Origin of the sequence: Leptolyngbya sp. AN10 (assembly GCF_050565645.1) — a bacterium.
Classification (GTDB): domain Bacteria; phylum Cyanobacteriota; class Cyanobacteriia; order Leptolyngbyales; family Leptolyngbyaceae; genus Leptolyngbya.
Window position 1 is genome coordinate 41,333 of the sequence record NZ_JBNXVP010000031.1, and the last position, 17,696, is coordinate 59,028.

9 protein-coding genes and 1 CRISPR repeat array are annotated in these 17,696 nt (G+C 47.7%); of the genes, 7 read left to right on the top strand and 2 right to left on the bottom strand.

The window, feature by feature from the left end:
• Window positions 1-33: 33 nt before the first annotated feature.
• Window positions 34-4,676: direct repeats of the CRISPR family, unit length 35 nt; unit sequence GTTTCAGTCCCCTTGCGGGGAAGAGGTTTTGAAAG.
• A gap of 329 nt (window positions 4,677-5,005) precedes the next feature.
• Complete coding sequence (cas2, locus tag ACQ4M5_RS30895; RefSeq protein ID WP_430679644.1) at window positions 5,006-5,281, bottom strand: CRISPR-associated endonuclease Cas2; 276 nt, start codon at window positions 5,279-5,281, stop codon at window positions 5,006-5,008.
• A gap of 2 nt (window positions 5,282-5,283) precedes the next feature.
• On the bottom strand, window positions 5,284-7,455 hold the full coding sequence (gene cas1 / locus ACQ4M5_RS30900) for a CRISPR-associated endonuclease Cas1 (protein ID WP_430679645.1): 2,172 nt from the start codon (window positions 7,453-7,455) through the stop codon (window positions 5,284-5,286).
• Window positions 7,456-7,698: 243 nt separating this feature from the next.
• Between cas1 and ACQ4M5_RS30905 the strand changes: the two genes are divergently transcribed.
• From ACQ4M5_RS30905 to ACQ4M5_RS30935, 7 genes are all read left to right on the top strand, one after another.
• Window positions 7,699-8,451 (top strand): hypothetical protein, encoded by a 753-nt coding sequence (locus ACQ4M5_RS30905; RefSeq protein WP_430679646.1) that lies wholly within the window; start codon window positions 7,699-7,701, stop codon window positions 8,449-8,451.
• Window positions 8,452-8,483: 32 nt separating this feature from the next.
• Window positions 8,484-10,271: a hypothetical protein gene (locus ACQ4M5_RS30910; protein ID WP_430679647.1), complete on the top strand. Its 1,788-nt coding sequence runs from the start codon at window positions 8,484-8,486 to the stop codon at window positions 10,269-10,271.
• Window positions 10,272-12,713, top strand: a complete 2,442-nt coding sequence (locus tag ACQ4M5_RS30915; RefSeq protein WP_430679648.1) for an RAMP superfamily CRISPR-associated protein — start codon at window positions 10,272-10,274, stop codon at window positions 12,711-12,713. It abuts the gene before it with no gap.
• Window positions 12,703-14,244 (top strand): RAMP superfamily CRISPR-associated protein, encoded by a 1,542-nt coding sequence (locus ACQ4M5_RS30920; RefSeq protein ID WP_430679649.1) that lies wholly within the window; start codon window positions 12,703-12,705, stop codon window positions 14,242-14,244. Before ACQ4M5_RS30915 ends, ACQ4M5_RS30920 begins: the two co-directional genes overlap by 11 nt.
• The gene (gene csx19, locus ACQ4M5_RS30925) at window positions 14,231-14,830 is read left to right on the top strand and encodes a type III-D CRISPR-associated protein Csx19 (RefSeq protein ID WP_430679650.1); all 600 of its coding nucleotides are present in this window, start codon (window positions 14,231-14,233) and stop codon (window positions 14,828-14,830) included. The genes ACQ4M5_RS30920 and csx19 overlap by 14 nt, the downstream gene beginning before the upstream one ends.
• Window positions 14,820-16,985, top strand: coding sequence for a TIGR03986 family type III CRISPR-associated RAMP protein (locus tag ACQ4M5_RS30930; RefSeq protein WP_430679651.1), 2,166 nt, complete (start codon window positions 14,820-14,822; stop codon window positions 16,983-16,985). The genes csx19 and ACQ4M5_RS30930 overlap by 11 nt, the downstream gene beginning before the upstream one ends.
• Window positions 16,986-17,200: 215 nt before the next feature.
• Window positions 17,201-17,653, top strand: coding sequence for a hypothetical protein (locus ACQ4M5_RS30935; protein ID WP_430679652.1), 453 nt, complete (start codon window positions 17,201-17,203; stop codon window positions 17,651-17,653).
• Window positions 17,654-17,696 lie beyond the last annotated feature (43 nt).

Below are 17,696 nucleotides of genomic sequence, written 5' to 3' on the forward strand. Positions count from 1 at the left end.
TGGCATATGCGGTTCACTGTCTGGGAAATTCAGGTTTCAGTCCCCTTGCGGGGAAGAGGTTTTGAAAGAAGCCCTTTTGGCATATGCGGTTCACTGTCTGGGAAATTCAGGTTTCAGTCCCCTTGCGGGGAAGAGGTTTTGAAAGCCTTGGGAATGGATACGGATGAGATGCATCGGATTATGTTTCAGTCCCCTTGCGGGGAAGAGGTTTTGAAAGTCCGGTTCAGGCGCGGCTGCTACGGCGGTTGTTCAGTTGGAGTTTCAGTCCCCTTGCGGGGAAGAGGTTTTGAAAGCGTGGTTCGGTTGCCTCATCACTCAAATGAGCGTTTCAGTCCCCTTGCGGGGAAGAGGTTTTGAAAGCCAATATTGGTGCGCAGTGGGACGGAAAAGCGGTAAACGTGTTTCAGTCCCCTTGCGGGGAAGAGGTTTTGAAAGGTGTTTAGGATCAGTAGTCGCGATTGTTGCAGATACGGGAAGTTTCAGTCCCCTTGCGGGGAAGAGGTTTTGAAAGGTTGATTGTCCCGTTGGAAGTGAAATTCAGCAGCTGGCTAAGTTTCAGTCCCCTTGCGGGGAAGAGGTTTTGAAAGGGCATTTACTGCGGGGAAAATCATTTCATCCTTTCCCACCGAGGAAGTTTCAGTCCCCTTGCGGGGAAGAGGTTTTGAAAGCCGCAGGATGGGTATCCCAGAGGACAAAATCCGTCCGAGTTTCAGTCCCCTTGCGGGGAAGAGGTTTTGAAAGGCGGGAAGTTTTCCAACGTGAGCGCGAGGGTAAACTGAGGTTTCAGTCCCCTTGCGGGGAAGAGGTTTTGAAAGAATGTTAACACGGGCGACACAGAGTACGCCATTTGGGACGTTTCAGTCCCCTTGCGGGGAAGAGGTTTTGAAAGTGGCGATGACTACCTTGTGGATACGGAATTTGACCAAGTTTCAGTCCCCTTGCGGGGAAGAGGTTTTGAAAGGCTTTGCTAACGCTGAAGTTATTGCGAATTTTGACCCTTCAATGTTTCAGTCCCCTTGCGGGGAAGAGGTTTTGAAAGTCATACTCAGACCTCGCAGGTCTGTGTCTTCGGGAAAACGTTTCAGTCCCCTTGCGGGGAAGAGGTTTTGAAAGAAGCTTGGATGGCTGGTACTCTTTCAGAAGAAATCACTTTGTTTCAGTCCCCTTGCGGGGAAGAGGTTTTGAAAGAGTAAATTGCTTCAACAACTTCAACTCAGAACGGGAAACGTTTCAGTCCCCTTGCGGGGAAGAGGTTTTGAAAGCTTACGGCGATTCGGGTTTGTGGCAGCGAATCGAGGTTTCAGTCCCCTTGCGGGGAAGAGGTTTTGAAAGATTGAGAAGTATGGCTCGATCGAGGACATCTATCTCAAGTTTCAGTCCCCTTGCGGGGAAGAGGTTTTGAAAGCATTAATCCTATCCAACATCAGACCCAAAGGTAGCTCGGTTAGGTTTCAGTCCCCTTGCGGGGAAGAGGTTTTGAAAGGTTACCGTTTCAAATCGTTCGCCCTGTACGCATCGTTGTTGTTTCAGTCCCCTTGCGGGGAAGAGGTTTTGAAAGGTTTACCAAAAATCGACATCACTATAGTCCTCTCCTCGATGTTTCAGTCCCCTTGCGGGGAAGAGGTTTTGAAAGACGACATTGTGCAAATCAACATTGATGGAGAGTGGATGGACTATGTTTCAGTCCCCTTGCGGGGAAGAGGTTTTGAAAGACGACAGACCAGCCGTGCGCCAGTCAAAGAGCAAAATTTGTTTCAGTCCCCTTGCGGGGAAGAGGTTTTGAAAGCGCAACTCGTTCAAATTCTCACCGATATCTATAAAAGTTTCAGTCCCCTTGCGGGGAAGAGGTTTTGAAAGATGTTGCAGCAGTCTCAGGCGCAAATTGCAGCACTCGAAGTTTCAGTCCCCTTGCGGGGAAGAGGTTTTGAAAGGAAGGATTCAACCAAGTCAAGGCTGATACTTTGGCAGACAAGGTTTCAGTCCCCTTGCGGGGAAGAGGTTTTGAAAGCAAAGACCGCTGAGTTAATTGCTCAAATGACCGGATGTTTCAGTCCCCTTGCGGGGAAGAGGTTTTGAAAGACTGTGACGAAAGCTCTCGTGCGAGTTCCATTAATCGAGTTTCAGTCCCCTTGCGGGGAAGAGGTTTTGAAAGATCTGCTGTTCGATCCAGTCGGCAAGCTAAACGTGGAGGTTTCAGTCCCCTTGCGGGGAAGAGGTTTTGAAAGAGTCTCGATCGAGTGAACGGTGAACTCGCTCCAATACTGTTTCAGTCCCCTTGCGGGGAAGAGGTTTTGAAAGAAGATAAACGCTAGTGGCTCCCGCTGGAGGATTGGTGAGGTTTCAGTCCCCTTGCGGGGAAGAGGTTTTGAAAGAATATACTAAGTCCGGATCTTTGAGTAGCGAATCGGTGTTTCAGTCCCCTTGCGGGGAAGAGGTTTTGAAAGCTTGTGGCGATGACGTGCGATGCGGTTGAACGTAAACGTGTTTCAGTCCCCTTGCGGGGAAGAGGTTTTGAAAGGGGCAATATTAGGCTTCAACACTACTCGGATTGGGTTTCAGTCCCCTTGCGGGGAAGAGGTTTTGAAAGCTATTGGGTATAATCTATGTGTAGTTTATAGTAAATTGTTTCAGTCCCCTTGCGGGGAAGAGGTTTTGAAAGATCTGCTTTACCTCAAAGCTCAGGCGGGATTAGAGGGTTTCAGTCCCCTTGCGGGGAAGAGGTTTTGAAAGAATCCATCACTAAACTTTTCTGGCAACGGTTAATGTTTCAGTCCCCTTGCGGGGAAGAGGTTTTGAAAGCGAGGTGATAATAACTCTGGGGTTTACGGTATCTGTTTCAGTCCCCTTGCGGGGAAGAGGTTTTGAAAGATGATTGATGAAGTTCGACACGTTAGATCAGCCAGATGTTTCAGTCCCCTTGCGGGGAAGAGGTTTTGAAAGTTTGCAATCATTAGTATCTTACAAATGCAGGTGACGTTGGTTTCAGTCCCCTTGCGGGGAAGAGGTTTTGAAAGGATTGGAAAAACCGGGATAGTTAAACAGTTACTAGTTTCAGTCCCCTTGCGGGGAAGAGGTTTTGAAAGTCCAACGCCATCAGGTTTGTTTGAAACACGATCGATTAACAGTTTCAGTCCCCTTGCGGGGAAGAGGTTTTGAAAGGTTAGTCAAATCTCGCAAAGAGTTCGATGCTCAAGAGTTTCAGTCCCCTTGCGGGGAAGAGGTTTTGAAAGCCCTACCCATCCCTTGAACTAATCCAACAGCCATCCCGTTTCAGTCCCCTTGCGGGGAAGAGGTTTTGAAAGAACGTTCTGATTGCTGATTTGAATTTGGCGTATCAGTGTTTCAGTCCCCTTGCGGGGAAGAGGTTTTGAAAGCGGGTAGTAATCAAGTTGATATGACTCCCTACACGTTTCAGTCCCCTTGCGGGGAAGAGGTTTTGAAAGAAGCAGAAGTACGAATCTCTGGAACAAATACTCAACTGTTTCAGTCCCCTTGCGGGGAAGAGGTTTTGAAAGCCGTTTATCCTCATGACTTCGGATACGATCGAGGAAGGTTTCAGTCCCCTTGCGGGGAAGAGGTTTTGAAAGGCGATGAGAAAACCGGAGGCGCAACGGTTCACTGGCAGTTTCAGTCCCCTTGCGGGGAAGAGGTTTTGAAAGAATCTCATCGGCTTTCTGGTCTAGATTGGCGGCTCCTAACTGTTTCAGTCCCCTTGCGGGGAAGAGGTTTTGAAAGGAGTTGGAGGAGTCGGTAAAGGATTCAACGGAGGAGCAGTTTCAGTCCCCTTGCGGGGAAGAGGTTTTGAAAGACCAGTAAACCAACCTCAAGCCCTAGGAAACAACCATATTAGTTTCAGTCCCCTTGCGGGGAAGAGGTTTTGAAAGCGGTTTGCGACAGTGTTTGCATAATACTTCTCCGTGTTGTGCGGTTTCAGTCCCCTTGCGGGGAAGAGGTTTTGAAAGCTCTAACGATACCGGATTCACTTCAAATTCAACTCCGTTTCAGTCCCCTTGCGGGGAAGAGGTTTTGAAAGTTGGCAGTATAAATTCCTACAGGTAATTTAATAGTGTTTCAGTCCCCTTGCGGGGAAGAGGTTTTGAAAGCAGAGTAAGCAAATCACATTGAGACGCTACTGAATCGTTTCAGTCCCCTTGCGGGGAAGAGGTTTTGAAAGAATGATGACAGCGTTTTATTGGGATGATGAGTTTGAGGTTTCAGTCCCCTTGCGGGGAAGAGGTTTTGAAAGAACGATTTGCAGTTCGAGCATTGAAGCGTTCTGCGATTTCGTTTCAGTCCCCTTGCGGGGAAGAGGTTTTGAAAGCCACTAAAGGAAACAAAGAGATTGCGGCAGCGGCGATTGTTTCAGTCCCCTTGCGGGGAAGAGGTTTTGAAAGGCGGGTATCTTGAGCTCATACACAAATACATCGGTTTCAGTCCCCTTGCGGGGAAGAGGTTTTGAAAGCTGCTAAGAGATGAGTTTCCGCATCTTAAAACGGTTTCAGTCCCCTTGCGGGGAAGAGGTTTTGAAAGTGTGTCGAACCACACGCCAAAAATTAACTACCGTTCGCGTTTCAGTCCCCTTGCGGGGAAGAGGTTTTGAAAGATGCAGTTCAAGCAATGGACGTGCTGCACTACTTTATCGTTTCAGTCCCCTTGCGGGGAAGAGGTTTTGAAAGAGCGCCGTCCGAAACATAAGCTAGGCATGGTTTCCTAGACAAAAATCGACGCTGGTTATTTTTCAAGTGAAAATCAGATTTTCTGACAAACAAAAAATAGATTTTCAGCGTCCGAAATGCCCACTGAACCAGGCATCGACGCAGGTCAACGAAATTATGCGGTTTTCAAGGTTCGATCGAGATAGGACATTCCCCATCTCCAGTTCTAATTGATACCGATTTTCCCAGAAAAGTCAATTCCCATTTCATAGAAAAACAAACAGGCAGCGCATCAAGTTGAGAGCAATCCTGCCGATGCCCCGTCACTCGCTCCGCTACCCCTACGATCGCTAAACAATATAAACCGAAGGAGTCGGCTCCGGTGGATCGCTCCCGATCGTCAGCGTTTTCGGCAAACAATCCGCCGCAATCCAGTAAAACCGCACGTTATCCTCCGCAGGCTTCACCCGTCGCTTCACTCGATCGTGCAACTGCTTCATCTCAGACAACGAAATAAAACACTCAAACACACTTAATTGCACCCGCCTGCCATACCCCTCCAAAAAAGTGGCTAACTTCTGGCGGCGTTTGTCATCCGGAACATCATAAACAACCAAAACCAGCATCGCTAAGTCGCTCGAATAAAAGGTTGATAAGGCTGAGAGTCCTGCAAGCACCGTTTGTACTGCTGAATTTGCAATTGAATCGATCGACGATACGACACAGGTTGCTGCACCGCAGGATGAGCAGTCTCCTCAGAAATCCGATCCTCAAAATATTTCAGAAACACCCTCCGAGCCGTGTCGTTCAGATAAACTCCCCCTTCCGCAGTCGGAAACGTAAAATCCGTCGGTCGCAGAATCTTCTTATTCACCAACGTCATCACCAAACTGTCAACGATCGGCGATCGCCACTCTTCCATCAGATCAAACACCAGATGCGGTTCCTTCCGCTCCGATCGATGTAAATTTCCCAGATACGGATTCAGTCCTTCCGCCAAAATCAAACTCAGCACATTATTAAACAGCAGCGTATAACCAAAACTCAACAAACTATTCACGGGATCTTTCGGAGGGCGACGATTCCGCCCCGTAAAGCTAAACCCCGGATTCGTCATCAACTGCCCCAACGCCTCAAAATACAGCCGAGCCGCCGCCCCCTCATGTCCACGCATCACATCCAGATCAGTCGCTTGACGCAGCGCCGCGATATGCTGATCAATCCGGTGAATCTTTGCCGTCAACCCATCTATCTTCCGCTTACGATTGAGTCTCATCAACAGATGTCGCGAGTTGGTCAGCTTCCCATGCAGCACATCCCGCGCCATCGCCTGCTGAAATGCTCGATCGTGCCGTCGCCCAAACTGAGCCGCCTCCGTTGGCAAGTCGCAAAACTCACTGCTCCACAAATGCCCCTTATACTCACCCCCCTGAGTCATAAACACCACTGGGATTTGCTGTTCCAAACAAACCGACAGGGCACTCGTGCTAATCTGCACATTCCCAAACACCAGAACGCGCCCCACTTCTTGAATCGGAATCTCCAACAGCGTGGATCGGGCTTGGGTTTCTGAGTCCTTCAGCTTCCCTTTGCCCTGTTTCGAGCTTTCTTCTTCAAATCGTCCGCCTTCGACGACAAACCGCCCATGATCCTTCCGTAACACAGTTCCTTGGCGTACCAGATATAACGTAGACATCCCGTTCTTCCAACTCCACTCTTTTGATTCGATCGACACCGCCTGTTCATCGCGCACCCGATAGCCCATCACCACATAGAGCGGTGGTGGAATCGGCTTCTTTGAAGCCCGAATTGCCTCCAGTAATGCCTGTTGTATTTGCGTTGTCTGTGCAGGTGGATCGCTGTAGCTCAAAAGCGGGGATTCTTCCTTAATCCGCTCTGCCTGTTGAACCGTTGCCCTTTCGCGCTCATCCTCGATCGTCAGCGACCGCACAAAGGTATGCCCTAGAAAGTGAAAGCCCTGCTGAAAATTGGTAATTCGGGTCTTGTCTGGATGCAGTTCTAATCCCATACGATCGAGTAGGCAGTCCACTACCGTTTGCGCCTGTTCAATTTGCGATCTGCTTTGCGCCAATACCAAAAAATCATCCGCAAACCGGACTAGCTTCAATCCAGCCGCCGAAATCGCTTCATTAAAATCATCCAAGTACACATTTGCCAGAATCGGACTGACTACCGATCCCTGCGGAATCCCTTTTGACGGCAAAATCACGCCCGCTTCAGTCGTCACCCCGCTTTTAATCCATCGCTCCACCAGCTTCCCGATCGCGGGATCATGAACTCGCTCTTGCAGTTCAGCCCTCAATCGAGAATGCTGAATATTATCGAAATACTTCACCACATCCGCATCAAGTACCCAGTCATACCCCTGCTGCCGCCATTGTTCTACCTGCCGCACCGCACTTTTATGAGATCGCCCAGGTCGATAGGCAAAGCTGCTGTCCTCAAATTGAGGTTCCAGAATCGGATGTAACAGATTTAGCAATGCCTGTTGCACAATCCTGTCCCGTACCGTCGGCACGGCTAACTCACGCCATTCGATTCTGAGCAGTTCCCCCAGTTTTGGACGCGGCTTCTTGGGAATTTTCAGCGATCGCAGCGGCATAGGCTGATACGTTCCGTTTTCAAGTTGGCGGCGTAGCGTCGTCAAATTGCGATCGGCATTTCGCTCAAACGCTTCCACTGTTTCGCCATCCACTCCAGCACAGCCATGATTCGCTCTCACCTTGTCCCAGGCGCACCAGAAGTTTTCCAATGATAAAAACGCTTGCCGATCGATCATGGCTTTCAACTCCTACATGGAAAGAAAATCTGAAGAATTGCCGTAAAATGATCCGGTACGTGGTTATAAGGAGAGTATTTGGTAGCAAAAGGCAATAAGTAAAGCAATTTGTTGGTGCGAGATTACACCTCTTCGCTCCGGTTTCTTGCTTAAGGTTTGCTGTCAAATCAAATCTGCGCTCTGCTTGGAAGCCCCCTTTTCCAAGCGCGTTGTAAAACAGTAGGTGTTGAAATTCGGAGCGTCATGCGAAACACCCTCACTCAAGCCATCAAGATTGTGTTCAGCCCCGAAACGATCTTGCCGTTCCTAGTCGGATCGCTCTCTCTGTCCATCTTTGGGAATGCGATTTACGACATTTGCAAAAACGAATTCGGCACGACTACTCCTGAGTTAGCAAGAATTTCAGCGATCGCGTTCCTCATTCTGGTAGCGGCGGTGCTTGTCGTCGGATGGGGAATTCGGCGCGTTTCTCGTCTTGCAATCGACATTCCCTTTGAAGTGCGGCAGCGACAACTCGATCGCAAATATCCCGGACTAATCTTGCTCGTCAGCAACCCGGAAGCTTGCGAGACTGCGATTCGCTTCCATCTACCCACGCTCAAATGCTGCTGGCTGATCTGCTCCAGCAAAACGTTAGAGCAAGCGCAGAAGTTGCGTCAACAATTCTATGAAATTTGCCCAGATGAACCGATCGTGATTAATGACATCTACAATCCGCTCATCTTCCGGGACTGCATCGACGGAATTTATCGCGATCGATTGCCCAAAGGCTGGCAAGAATCGGATGTGATTGCTGATTACACAGGCATGACCGCTCACGCTTCGGTAGGAACCGTGTTAGCGTGCATCACAACAGTTCGCCCACTGCAATATACTCCAGCAAAAGCTGATCCAAGTGGCAAAATCGTGGGATCGCTCAACCCGATCAAAGTCATCTTAGGTTCTCCGTCGATCGCTCCAATTAAGCCAGCAAAACGGATTGTGAATCAAGGCTAACTCTGCCTAACTTACCTTAACCCTCATCTATCATGTTTCTCGTTTTAATCGAAACATCAGGCAACCAAGACTATATTTTTTCCACCAACAAGCTCCGGGAGAATGTTGGCGCATCTGAGTTAACGTTTCAAGCAGGTACAAGCTGGATACTTGAAGCGGTTGCTGAAAATGGCGGCAGTCCACTACTAAGAGTTTGGCAAGCAGAACTGCAAGAGAGTGAACTACGCCGAAAATTAATAGATCAAAACCAGAATCCAGCGATCGATAGCCCTCAGCATGGTCGAACAGCAGAAATCATTGTGGCAGCTTCAGGCAAAGCATTGATCATTACTAAAGATGAGCAAACCGCGAAAGCGATTATTCAATCGGTATCTCTACGCGCACTGAAAGAAGCACCAGGACTTGACCTTTTCGGTGTGTTTCACAAATTTGACTGGGAGCATGACCCTCTATATGAGGTTGTCGAAATCGTGCATCAAAAATTTGTGAAAGCTCGATCGCGCAAACCTTCCCAAAATCTTCGTTTCCTGCGGCTACCTGTAGTAGCGGAGTGTGCAACCAGCGGACTGCCTGCAGCGATCGTTGATCCTAACGCTCCAGGAGGATCAGTACTGCGATCAATGGTTGCTCATAAAAAGCGTAACCAATACGATAGCAACATTCACCGCATCCAAAGACTCTTGGATCGCAATGAAATCAAAAAGAATTTTGCTCGTAGTATCAAGGTTTTAGACCAAGAGCTAAACGATGAGAGTGACACGTCTGAACGATTAAGCCAGTGGCGCTCTGTGATTCATGCGGATGGCAATGGTTTAGGTGAAATTTTTCTCAAGTTTGGTCAGCATCTAGAGACACTTGGCAAGGTAACTGGCGATTTACGGCAAGATAATCGCACTTATGTTGACTGCTTGCGTCGCTTCTCTCTGGCACTCGATGTCTGTACAGAACGGGCATTTATTACTGCAATACGATCGCTCAAACTGAACAATGAATCGCTTTTGCCGATCGTTCCACTCGTACTCGGTGGGGATGACCTTACCATTGTTTGCGATGGTCAATTTGCCTTGCCCTTCACTGAGCAATTTCTAAGAGCGTTTGAAGCAGAAACGACAAAACGAGATTCAGAACATTACGATGGCACTGTTGCAGAAGTCGCAAAAGTCGCATTAGGGGTCGATCGAATGTCAGCCTGTGCAGGAGTTGCCATCATCAAACCGCACTTCCCCTTCTCAGTCGCCTACGAGCTATCTGAAGACTTGATGCAATCCGCTAAGACTGTTAAACAGAACTTGACTCATGAAGTTGGGTCACGTCGCATTCCCTACCCTTGTTCTGCCCTAGATTTCCATGTGCTGTATGATTCGAGCGGCGTAGAACTATCCCGTATTCGCAAGCGCCTAGAGCCAGAAACATCGACTTATCTCTACATTGCGCCCTATGTTGTTACTCCACTAGAGCAATTGAATGTTGCTAACGCGATGAAAACTTGGGCGAACCAACACCATTGGAGCCATCTGAAGCGACGAATTCAGGCACTACTGGCTACCGATGAGAATGGACGACGTAAGCTTCCGAATAGTCAAATGCACGACCTCCGCAATGCTCTGTTACTTGGTGCAAATCTTGCTGATGCCCGCTTTCGGCTGATGCGATCGCGCTATATCGATCCAGAATCTCCGATCGATATTCGCGCTCTAGAAGGCGATCCAGAATCTCTGTTCACCCAAAACACCAGTTACCGTAACACAGGACTGTTAGATGCCCTAGATGCGGCTGATTTTGTAGCCACTGCAAACCCTAACCAAGATGAGGATTGCTAGATGAAATTTCAATTAACGGTCGCGATGTTGAGTGATTGGCACGTGGGAAGTGGAGCAGGACGACGCGGTGAAATTGATCGTTTGATTCAGCGTGATCCAGATGAACTCCCCTACATTCCTGCCAAAACACTCACTGGCATTTGGCGGGATGCTTGCGAACTGATTGTAGCCGGATTAGATGAAGAATCAAGCGATCGTTCTTCTATCACTTGGAGCCAGTGGGTTGACTATTTATTTGGTGAACAGCCTGCACTCGCGCAGTCTCCTTTAACGATCGCTCCTCGTCATGCTGCGCTTTCAATTCGTCCAGCTTTTCTGCCTGAATCATTAAAAACGTTGCTAAAACAGCGTCATGCTGCTCTAAAGAATGCACTTACCTTCATTAAACCTGGAATTAGTACCGACGCAAACAATGGTTGTGCTGTAGAGGACTTTCTACGGTTTGAAGAAGTTGTCCGAATGGGAACCGTACTTGAATCCGAATGTGAACTCAACCTACCGTTCGATCGTTCAGAACAACAGGTCGCTTGCGTTCTTTTAGCAGCTGGAGCGAAGTTAGTAGAGCGACTCGGTGGTAAACGTCGTCGTGGTGCGGGCAAATGCCAGTTTCAGCTAACTTGGTTGAACGATGCGCCTAATATCGATTGGGATGTTCTCAACACTGCTATCCCTCCTAAACCGCTAATTGAGAACGAATCAGACCCACAATCCTCAAACTCGCCCAGTACAACAAGCGACAACTGGAAGAGAATTCACCTAACGCTTGAAGCTTTAACACCGATCGTAATTCCTGCTCGTACAATTGGCAACGTCGTCGAAACCTTAGATTACATTCCCGGTACGCATCTATTGAGATTGATCCTGAAGCAATTACGATCGCTAAATGTAGACTTAGGCGAAGCCGTTGGGCAAGGTGATTTTCTGGTGACGAATGCCACGATCGACATTACAGGTCAAGCTGGAAAACCTGTCCCTGCTTGCTTGTTCTATGAAAAGCTTAGCAGCGGTTTTACAAAGGGTGGAAAAGTGTACAACCGTCTTCAGGAAGCAGAGCCATCAGCACAACTAAAGGGATATCGAAAAGGTTACATTGTTCCAGATCTTGCTTCTCAATCGCCCTATCAAACTGTAGAGACATTAGTTGGGACTCATAATACGATTCAAGATGATGTGCAACGACCGACCAGCGATGTGGGCGGAGTTTATAGCTATGAAGCGATCGCGGCAAAAACGGTACTTCATGCAGAGCTTAGAATGCGACAACCGATCTACGATGCTCTAAATGAACAGCAAGTCGATTGGTGGAAGAAACTAACCGGGAACTATCGTGTCGGTCAATCTAAGAAAGATGATTATGGTGCAATAGCATTGACGGCAACCGCGATCGATCAATCCGTCGAAAGTCCATCAGTTGATCAGGAACTAACCGTCTGGCTTCTTTCTGATGTTCTCATTCGAGATGCAAGATTGCGTCCTACAACATCATTAGAGGACTTTAAGAAAAAGCTTCAAGAGGAACTGAATTCGGGAAATCCACCCACTAATAATTCAATCAAGCTAGAACTTCGTCCATGCGAGGAATACCTTTCAGCGATGCTACGATCGAATCGGGTCGAATCTTGGCAGGTGCGTTGGAGCTTACCCCGTCCGTCCCTAGTGGGTCTGGCTGCTGGAAGCTGTGTTGTATTTACAGTAGAAGGAAAAATTGATGAAGAACGACTTAAGCAACTTGAGCTATCTGGCATCGGAGAAAGACGAGCAGAAGGATACGGGCAACTCTGCTTTAATCCTCCACTACTCACTCAGAAGATAGAAGTGCCTGAGAAGAAGGAAAATCAGGAATCAAAAGAGGTTGTTCCCGCGAAATTGATGGACAAACTATCTGAGCATGATTCAGTTTTTGATTATGCTCACCTGCTTGAAACGGTTGCATGGCGTGAAGCAATTCGCAGAGCAGCATTGTTCTTAGCATCAACTCGCGATTCTCGTGAAAAGATTTTAGGCATTCGGATGGTGAACGACGAAACAAGCCAACCGCAAGGAGCGCCAAGCATGAGTCAACTTGGAGGACTGCGATCGAGACTTGCTCAACTGCGATCGCCTAGTGATGAAAATGCGGTAGTACGCTGGATTGTGAAGATTCGAGAGAAGAAAAGCGACAAATGGAGCAAAACTAGCGACGGACTGAACAAGATCGAGCAATTAGTAACAAATTCACAAATCGTGTGGCAACACATCAGTCAAGCCCTCGCAGCCTTAAATATGCCAATGCTCCAAGAGCTTATCCTAACCCAGAATGGTGAACCCGACCTGAAGGGAGAACTTTGGTCAGAAGCAGTACAGGTATTAGTTGATGCTTGTATTCGTGCCCATAAGCGAGATTTGGAAGAGACTCCGAACAAATTAACCGCCGTCACCGCAGGAGCAAGCCATGTCCCGTAAGATTCATACTCGCTATAAAATCAATGGCACTCTGGTGGCACAGAGTCCGATACATATTGGCAGCGTAGGGAATGACCCTTTAATTGATTTGACCTTAGCCGTTAATGGCGTAGGTCAACACTATGTTCCTGGAACCAGCTTAACAGGGGCACTGAGAGCCTGGATGGAAGAAATTGACGAAACGAATACAGCATTGCTTTGGGGTGCGCGTTTGGGTCGTAGTAAGACATCCAAAGATGACGATGGATATGCAAGTTGGGTGATTGTTGAGGATGCAGCCATTCAAGGCGAGGTTCAGGCAGAATTGCGCGATGGTGTAGGAATCGATCGACTGTATGGCAGTGCGGCAGAGTGTATTAAGTTCGATCGCGCTATCCTCCCGAAAGGTACAACCATTCAACTCAATATTACGATCGAGCGAAATCCTGTCATTGATTGGGAACCGATACGCCTACTGTGGGCGGAACTATTACAAGCTCTAACCGAGGGAGAACTGCGACTAGGAGCCGCTAAAACACGAGGACTAGGAGCCGTCACGCTGCAAAATCTGTCTGTCCAAGAAACAAACCTTCAGTCCCGTGAGGGAATTTTGAGTCTGTTGAAAGGAGAAACGAAACATTCATCTGTTTTCTCGTGGAATGACAGTCTGAAACGGCGACACGATCAACCCCTCGAAATTGAGATTGATTGGTACCCGACTGCTCCACTGATGGTCAAAGCAGAGCAGGAGGGAATTGCGGTGGATGTTTTACCCTTGATGAGTGCGGTTGACAATCACATTGCCTTTGTGTTGCCTGGAAGTTCGATTAAGGGAGCATTCCGCACTCAAGCGGAACGCATTGTTCGCACTGTTTGTTCGATTCAACTCCCAGAACCAGCCGACTCGAAAAAAGCCTTTCTTCACCAGCTTGATCTCCCACTCATTAATAATCTATTTGGCGCAGCAGCAAAAACAGAAAACAAGCAGCAATGTGGACAAATCGGCGCATTAGCAGTTGATGATTGTTATGCGGATCACGAATTGTTGATGCCGCAATGGGAAGAAGTACAAACCGCGAAAGAGTCAAAAGAACTGATTGCTTCATTAACTAGCGCTGGACTTCCGCACACTCAGCAAGCTTTTCATGTTGCGATCGATCGCTGGACAGGGGGTGCAGCCAAGAACTTCCTCTACAGCACATTAGAACCGATGCAGGTGAAGTGGCATCCAATTCGTTTACAGGTTCATCTCCAGCGGATAAAAAGCAAGAATCTACAGAAATCCTGTATTGCTCTACTCCTACTGGTATTGCGCGATTTGAGTCAGAACCGTATCCCATTGGGGTATGGCGTGAATCGAGGGATGGGCGCGATCGGGGTCAACAGCATCACTCTGAGAGGTCTAGACATACTCAATTCTGACCTGCAAAGCTCTCTAACCCTCCAGCAAGGAAATCTGCAAGACTTAGAGCCTATGTTAACAGAGCTAAATCGCGCGTGGCGAGATTGGACAACATCATATCGAACAGGAAACAGCAATGAGCGAGCTTGAGCCTAGAATAACTTTATGCAGTTTCACCTATCCAGAGGTGAAATTACGCGATGCCTTGGTGCAATGCTCACAGCATTTGACTGAGGCTACAGCACTGCTCTACTCCCTAGAGAGTTGTAGGTTTGCTCGGTTGAGCGATGGCAAGTTAAGCGATTCTTCCGGTGAAATTACGTTAGAGCAGTCCGATCGTATTTTTGAAGCTCGGTTTTTTAATCAGCACTACGAACTGCGCTGGCTGAATCAAACCATGGGGATAGGAACTGGCGTACTGCTTTGGGAGTGTAGTACGCCCGATATTTCAAATGCTGAGAAACTTAAGGCGATCGATGTTCTTGAGCAAACCTACGTTCTGTGGGGAGAAGGAACTGATACGTCACACTCTGAAGGTTGGAGTAGTCTAGCCGCTGCCCGCATCGGAAAATTTGATGTTCCTTTAGCGGGAATTGTCGCGCATCAGCAAGTGCAACTCACAGTGAAGGAATATCTTGCGGTTTGCGATGAATATGGCAACGTTGCTGTTTCTGAAGAACGTTTACTCGCATTAGAACCCATGCCATTGAAGCAGGAGAAAAAGAATGGTAGATAGACCGATACTTAGACGCGATCGTGCTAATGCTTCTCAGCGCACAAGCGATGTAAGAAATCAGAACTCATCCCGTCATCCCAATCGATCACAACCGCAGCGTGAACGAAACGATCGCAACTCAGAAACAGGCTATTTTCATAATCCATACAACTTTGTTCCAGTTCTACCCCGCCAATCTGTTGAAGGCGAGTTGGGCGATCGCCGCCCCTTCGGGCACGGCAGCTATTTAAGCAACCATTGGAGCGGTCGGATTTGCGTTAATTTAACCACAAGCACCCCGCTACTCATTCCTGACGCATCTCAAGCTCAGAAATGGCAAGAAAGTGATCATAAAACTTATCCTATTCGCTTAAGTAAGGGACAACCTTATCTGCCTCCGACTTCAATCAAGGGTTCGCTGCGTGCAGCCTACGAAGCAATCACTAATTCGCGATTCTCTGTATTCAGTAGTCATGACGAAGAGTTGGTTTATCGGATGGAACCAACACCTAGAATTGTTCCAGCAATAGTGACGCAGAGAAGATCAGATGGAACACTATTTTTACGAGTGATGCGAATGGCAAAACTTCCCTGTTACAAGAAGTATAACGAGAATGAAATTGCACCAATTGATAAGGGGGCATCAGAAATTGCAAGAGAGAATAGATACCCAGAAAATCGGTTGCCAAGACACAGTGAAAAAATCTGGATTCGTCTGAATGGAAACCGCTCTAAAGTGGTTGCATTTCGGCTCAATGAGCCAGAAGACAAACAAAACTGGTACAAAGGATGGGCTTGTATTACAGGACCAAACTGCAATGAGAAGTGCTACGAACGTATCTTTTTTGAGCGAAATGAGGAAGAAACTTATCCAATCACTCAAGCGGATTTAGACACCTGGGAAAAGCTCATCACTAACTATCAAGAGATACATACGAATGAACTCGCAGAACGTCAGCAAGAACAACCTCCTCGCAATGCTTATAATGCTTATCTGGGGCATGAACCTGGACAAACAGGTTGGTCGCGACATATCTACACTCAAGGTACACACCATTTGAGGCACGGCACGTTTTGCTACGCCCAGATTCAACAGGGCAAAATTATGGCATTGTTACCTGTAATGGTGTCCCGTCAGTTTTTTAAGTCAACGCCCGAATCGCTCTTGGCTGATTCACTTAAACCTAGTAAAAAAATCGATGAACTCTCTCCTGCCGATCGCGTTTTCGGTTGGGTCAATCAAAACGGCAAGGGATCATATCGAGGTCAATTGAGAATTCACTCTGTACAATGTTGCACAAAGAATGCAGTCGAGTCTTTCACAAGTAATCCCAAAGAAAATCCTGGTTTACCTTTAACCATTCTGGGAGAGCCAAAACCTCAGCAGTCCCGCTTCTATGTTTCTAGCAATGCTAACGGAGAACCTTTACCGGATGGCACAGCTAAGCAAGAAGGCTATCAATCCCAGAATCAGGGGTTACGAGGGCGGAAAATCTACCCGCACCACAAAGCGATCGCTCACAATCAGGATTACTGGGAAAATGCGATGAACGATCGCACCAGTGCCTCGATTAACGGTTACTACCAGGAGTATCGCCGCCCTCAGAAGGAAGGAAATGAGCAACGGGATAGCCAAAACCGTTCAATTCAAGCCTGGGTTAAACCCAATACAAAGTTCACATTTGAGATCGATGTCATTAATGTATCGGATGTAGAGCTAGGAGCTTTACTGTGGTTGTTGCAATTACCGGACGATCATTATCATCGCTTAGGCGGTGGCAAACCTCTTGGCTTTGGCAGCGTTCAACTTGCGATCAACTGGGAGAAGACGGACCTACGCAAGGGAGAACAGTGGCGAACTTACTATGAATCACTCATTCCCAGCGAAAATCCTATTCCACAAGATGCCAAAAACTGTATTCAGAACTTTCAGGACGAAGTAGGTCGTGTCTACAGTGAAGGAGCCGAGCGCAATTTTGAGGCAGTTCGCTTCATTAAAGCGTTTCGGCAAGCTGCAAAAGGGTTCGATCAGCCAATTCATTATCCTCGAATTCAGCCTCAACCTGACCCGGATGGTGAGAACTTTAAGTGGTTCACAGCGAATGAAGATGACGAGAAGCGATCGCTTCCTGCCTTGTGGGATGAGCAAGGACTGCCTTATTTTGACCCACAGTAAGCCATCTAAACTTCACAATGAGAAAAATAAGCTATGCGCGTAGTCATTACGTTTCTTGGAATTATTGCCAAGCAAACAGAATACGAATACCAGAAATTAGCAGAGTTACAACCCCGCTTTAGCAAATAGCATGAAGCGCCCACCTTTCAGAAAGACGGTTTTCCAAGGACATCATAAGATTTAGAAAGTTCTTCTGTCGAGCGACAAAACTACCCATGTTTAGACTAACTTTCCTCTTACAGTTTGGTAGCATTGACGGATTGGATCAGTTGTACAGAACCCTAGCAAATCTACCCGCCGCGATCGATGGAACCATTGCGTTCGTAATGCTATTCCTGTCAATTTACATCGGTTTAGTGTCAATCCTTCCGCTAGAGGAGCCTGCGCTAATCAGAATTAGCATTGTTAATCTAACCTTCTTTATCATTGTAGGCGTAGTGCTTCAGATTCTTCTTAACCGCACCACCCTGAATGGAGTGCTTGCTTCAGGGATTATTCGAGATTTCATTATTCTGGCATTAAGTATCATGTTTGCTCGGACATCGTGGATTGGGCTACTGCTCCTAGTGGGTTATGTCTACATTTGGGGCTTGCCCGATGCAATGGCTCGATGTGGTAATGGTTGCCCGTTTGAGCCACTAGAACCTTACTTCAGGCGGCTCTACTAATTCGCCAGTGTTGAAATCTGAAGAAGCGCCCCATAAATCCCGA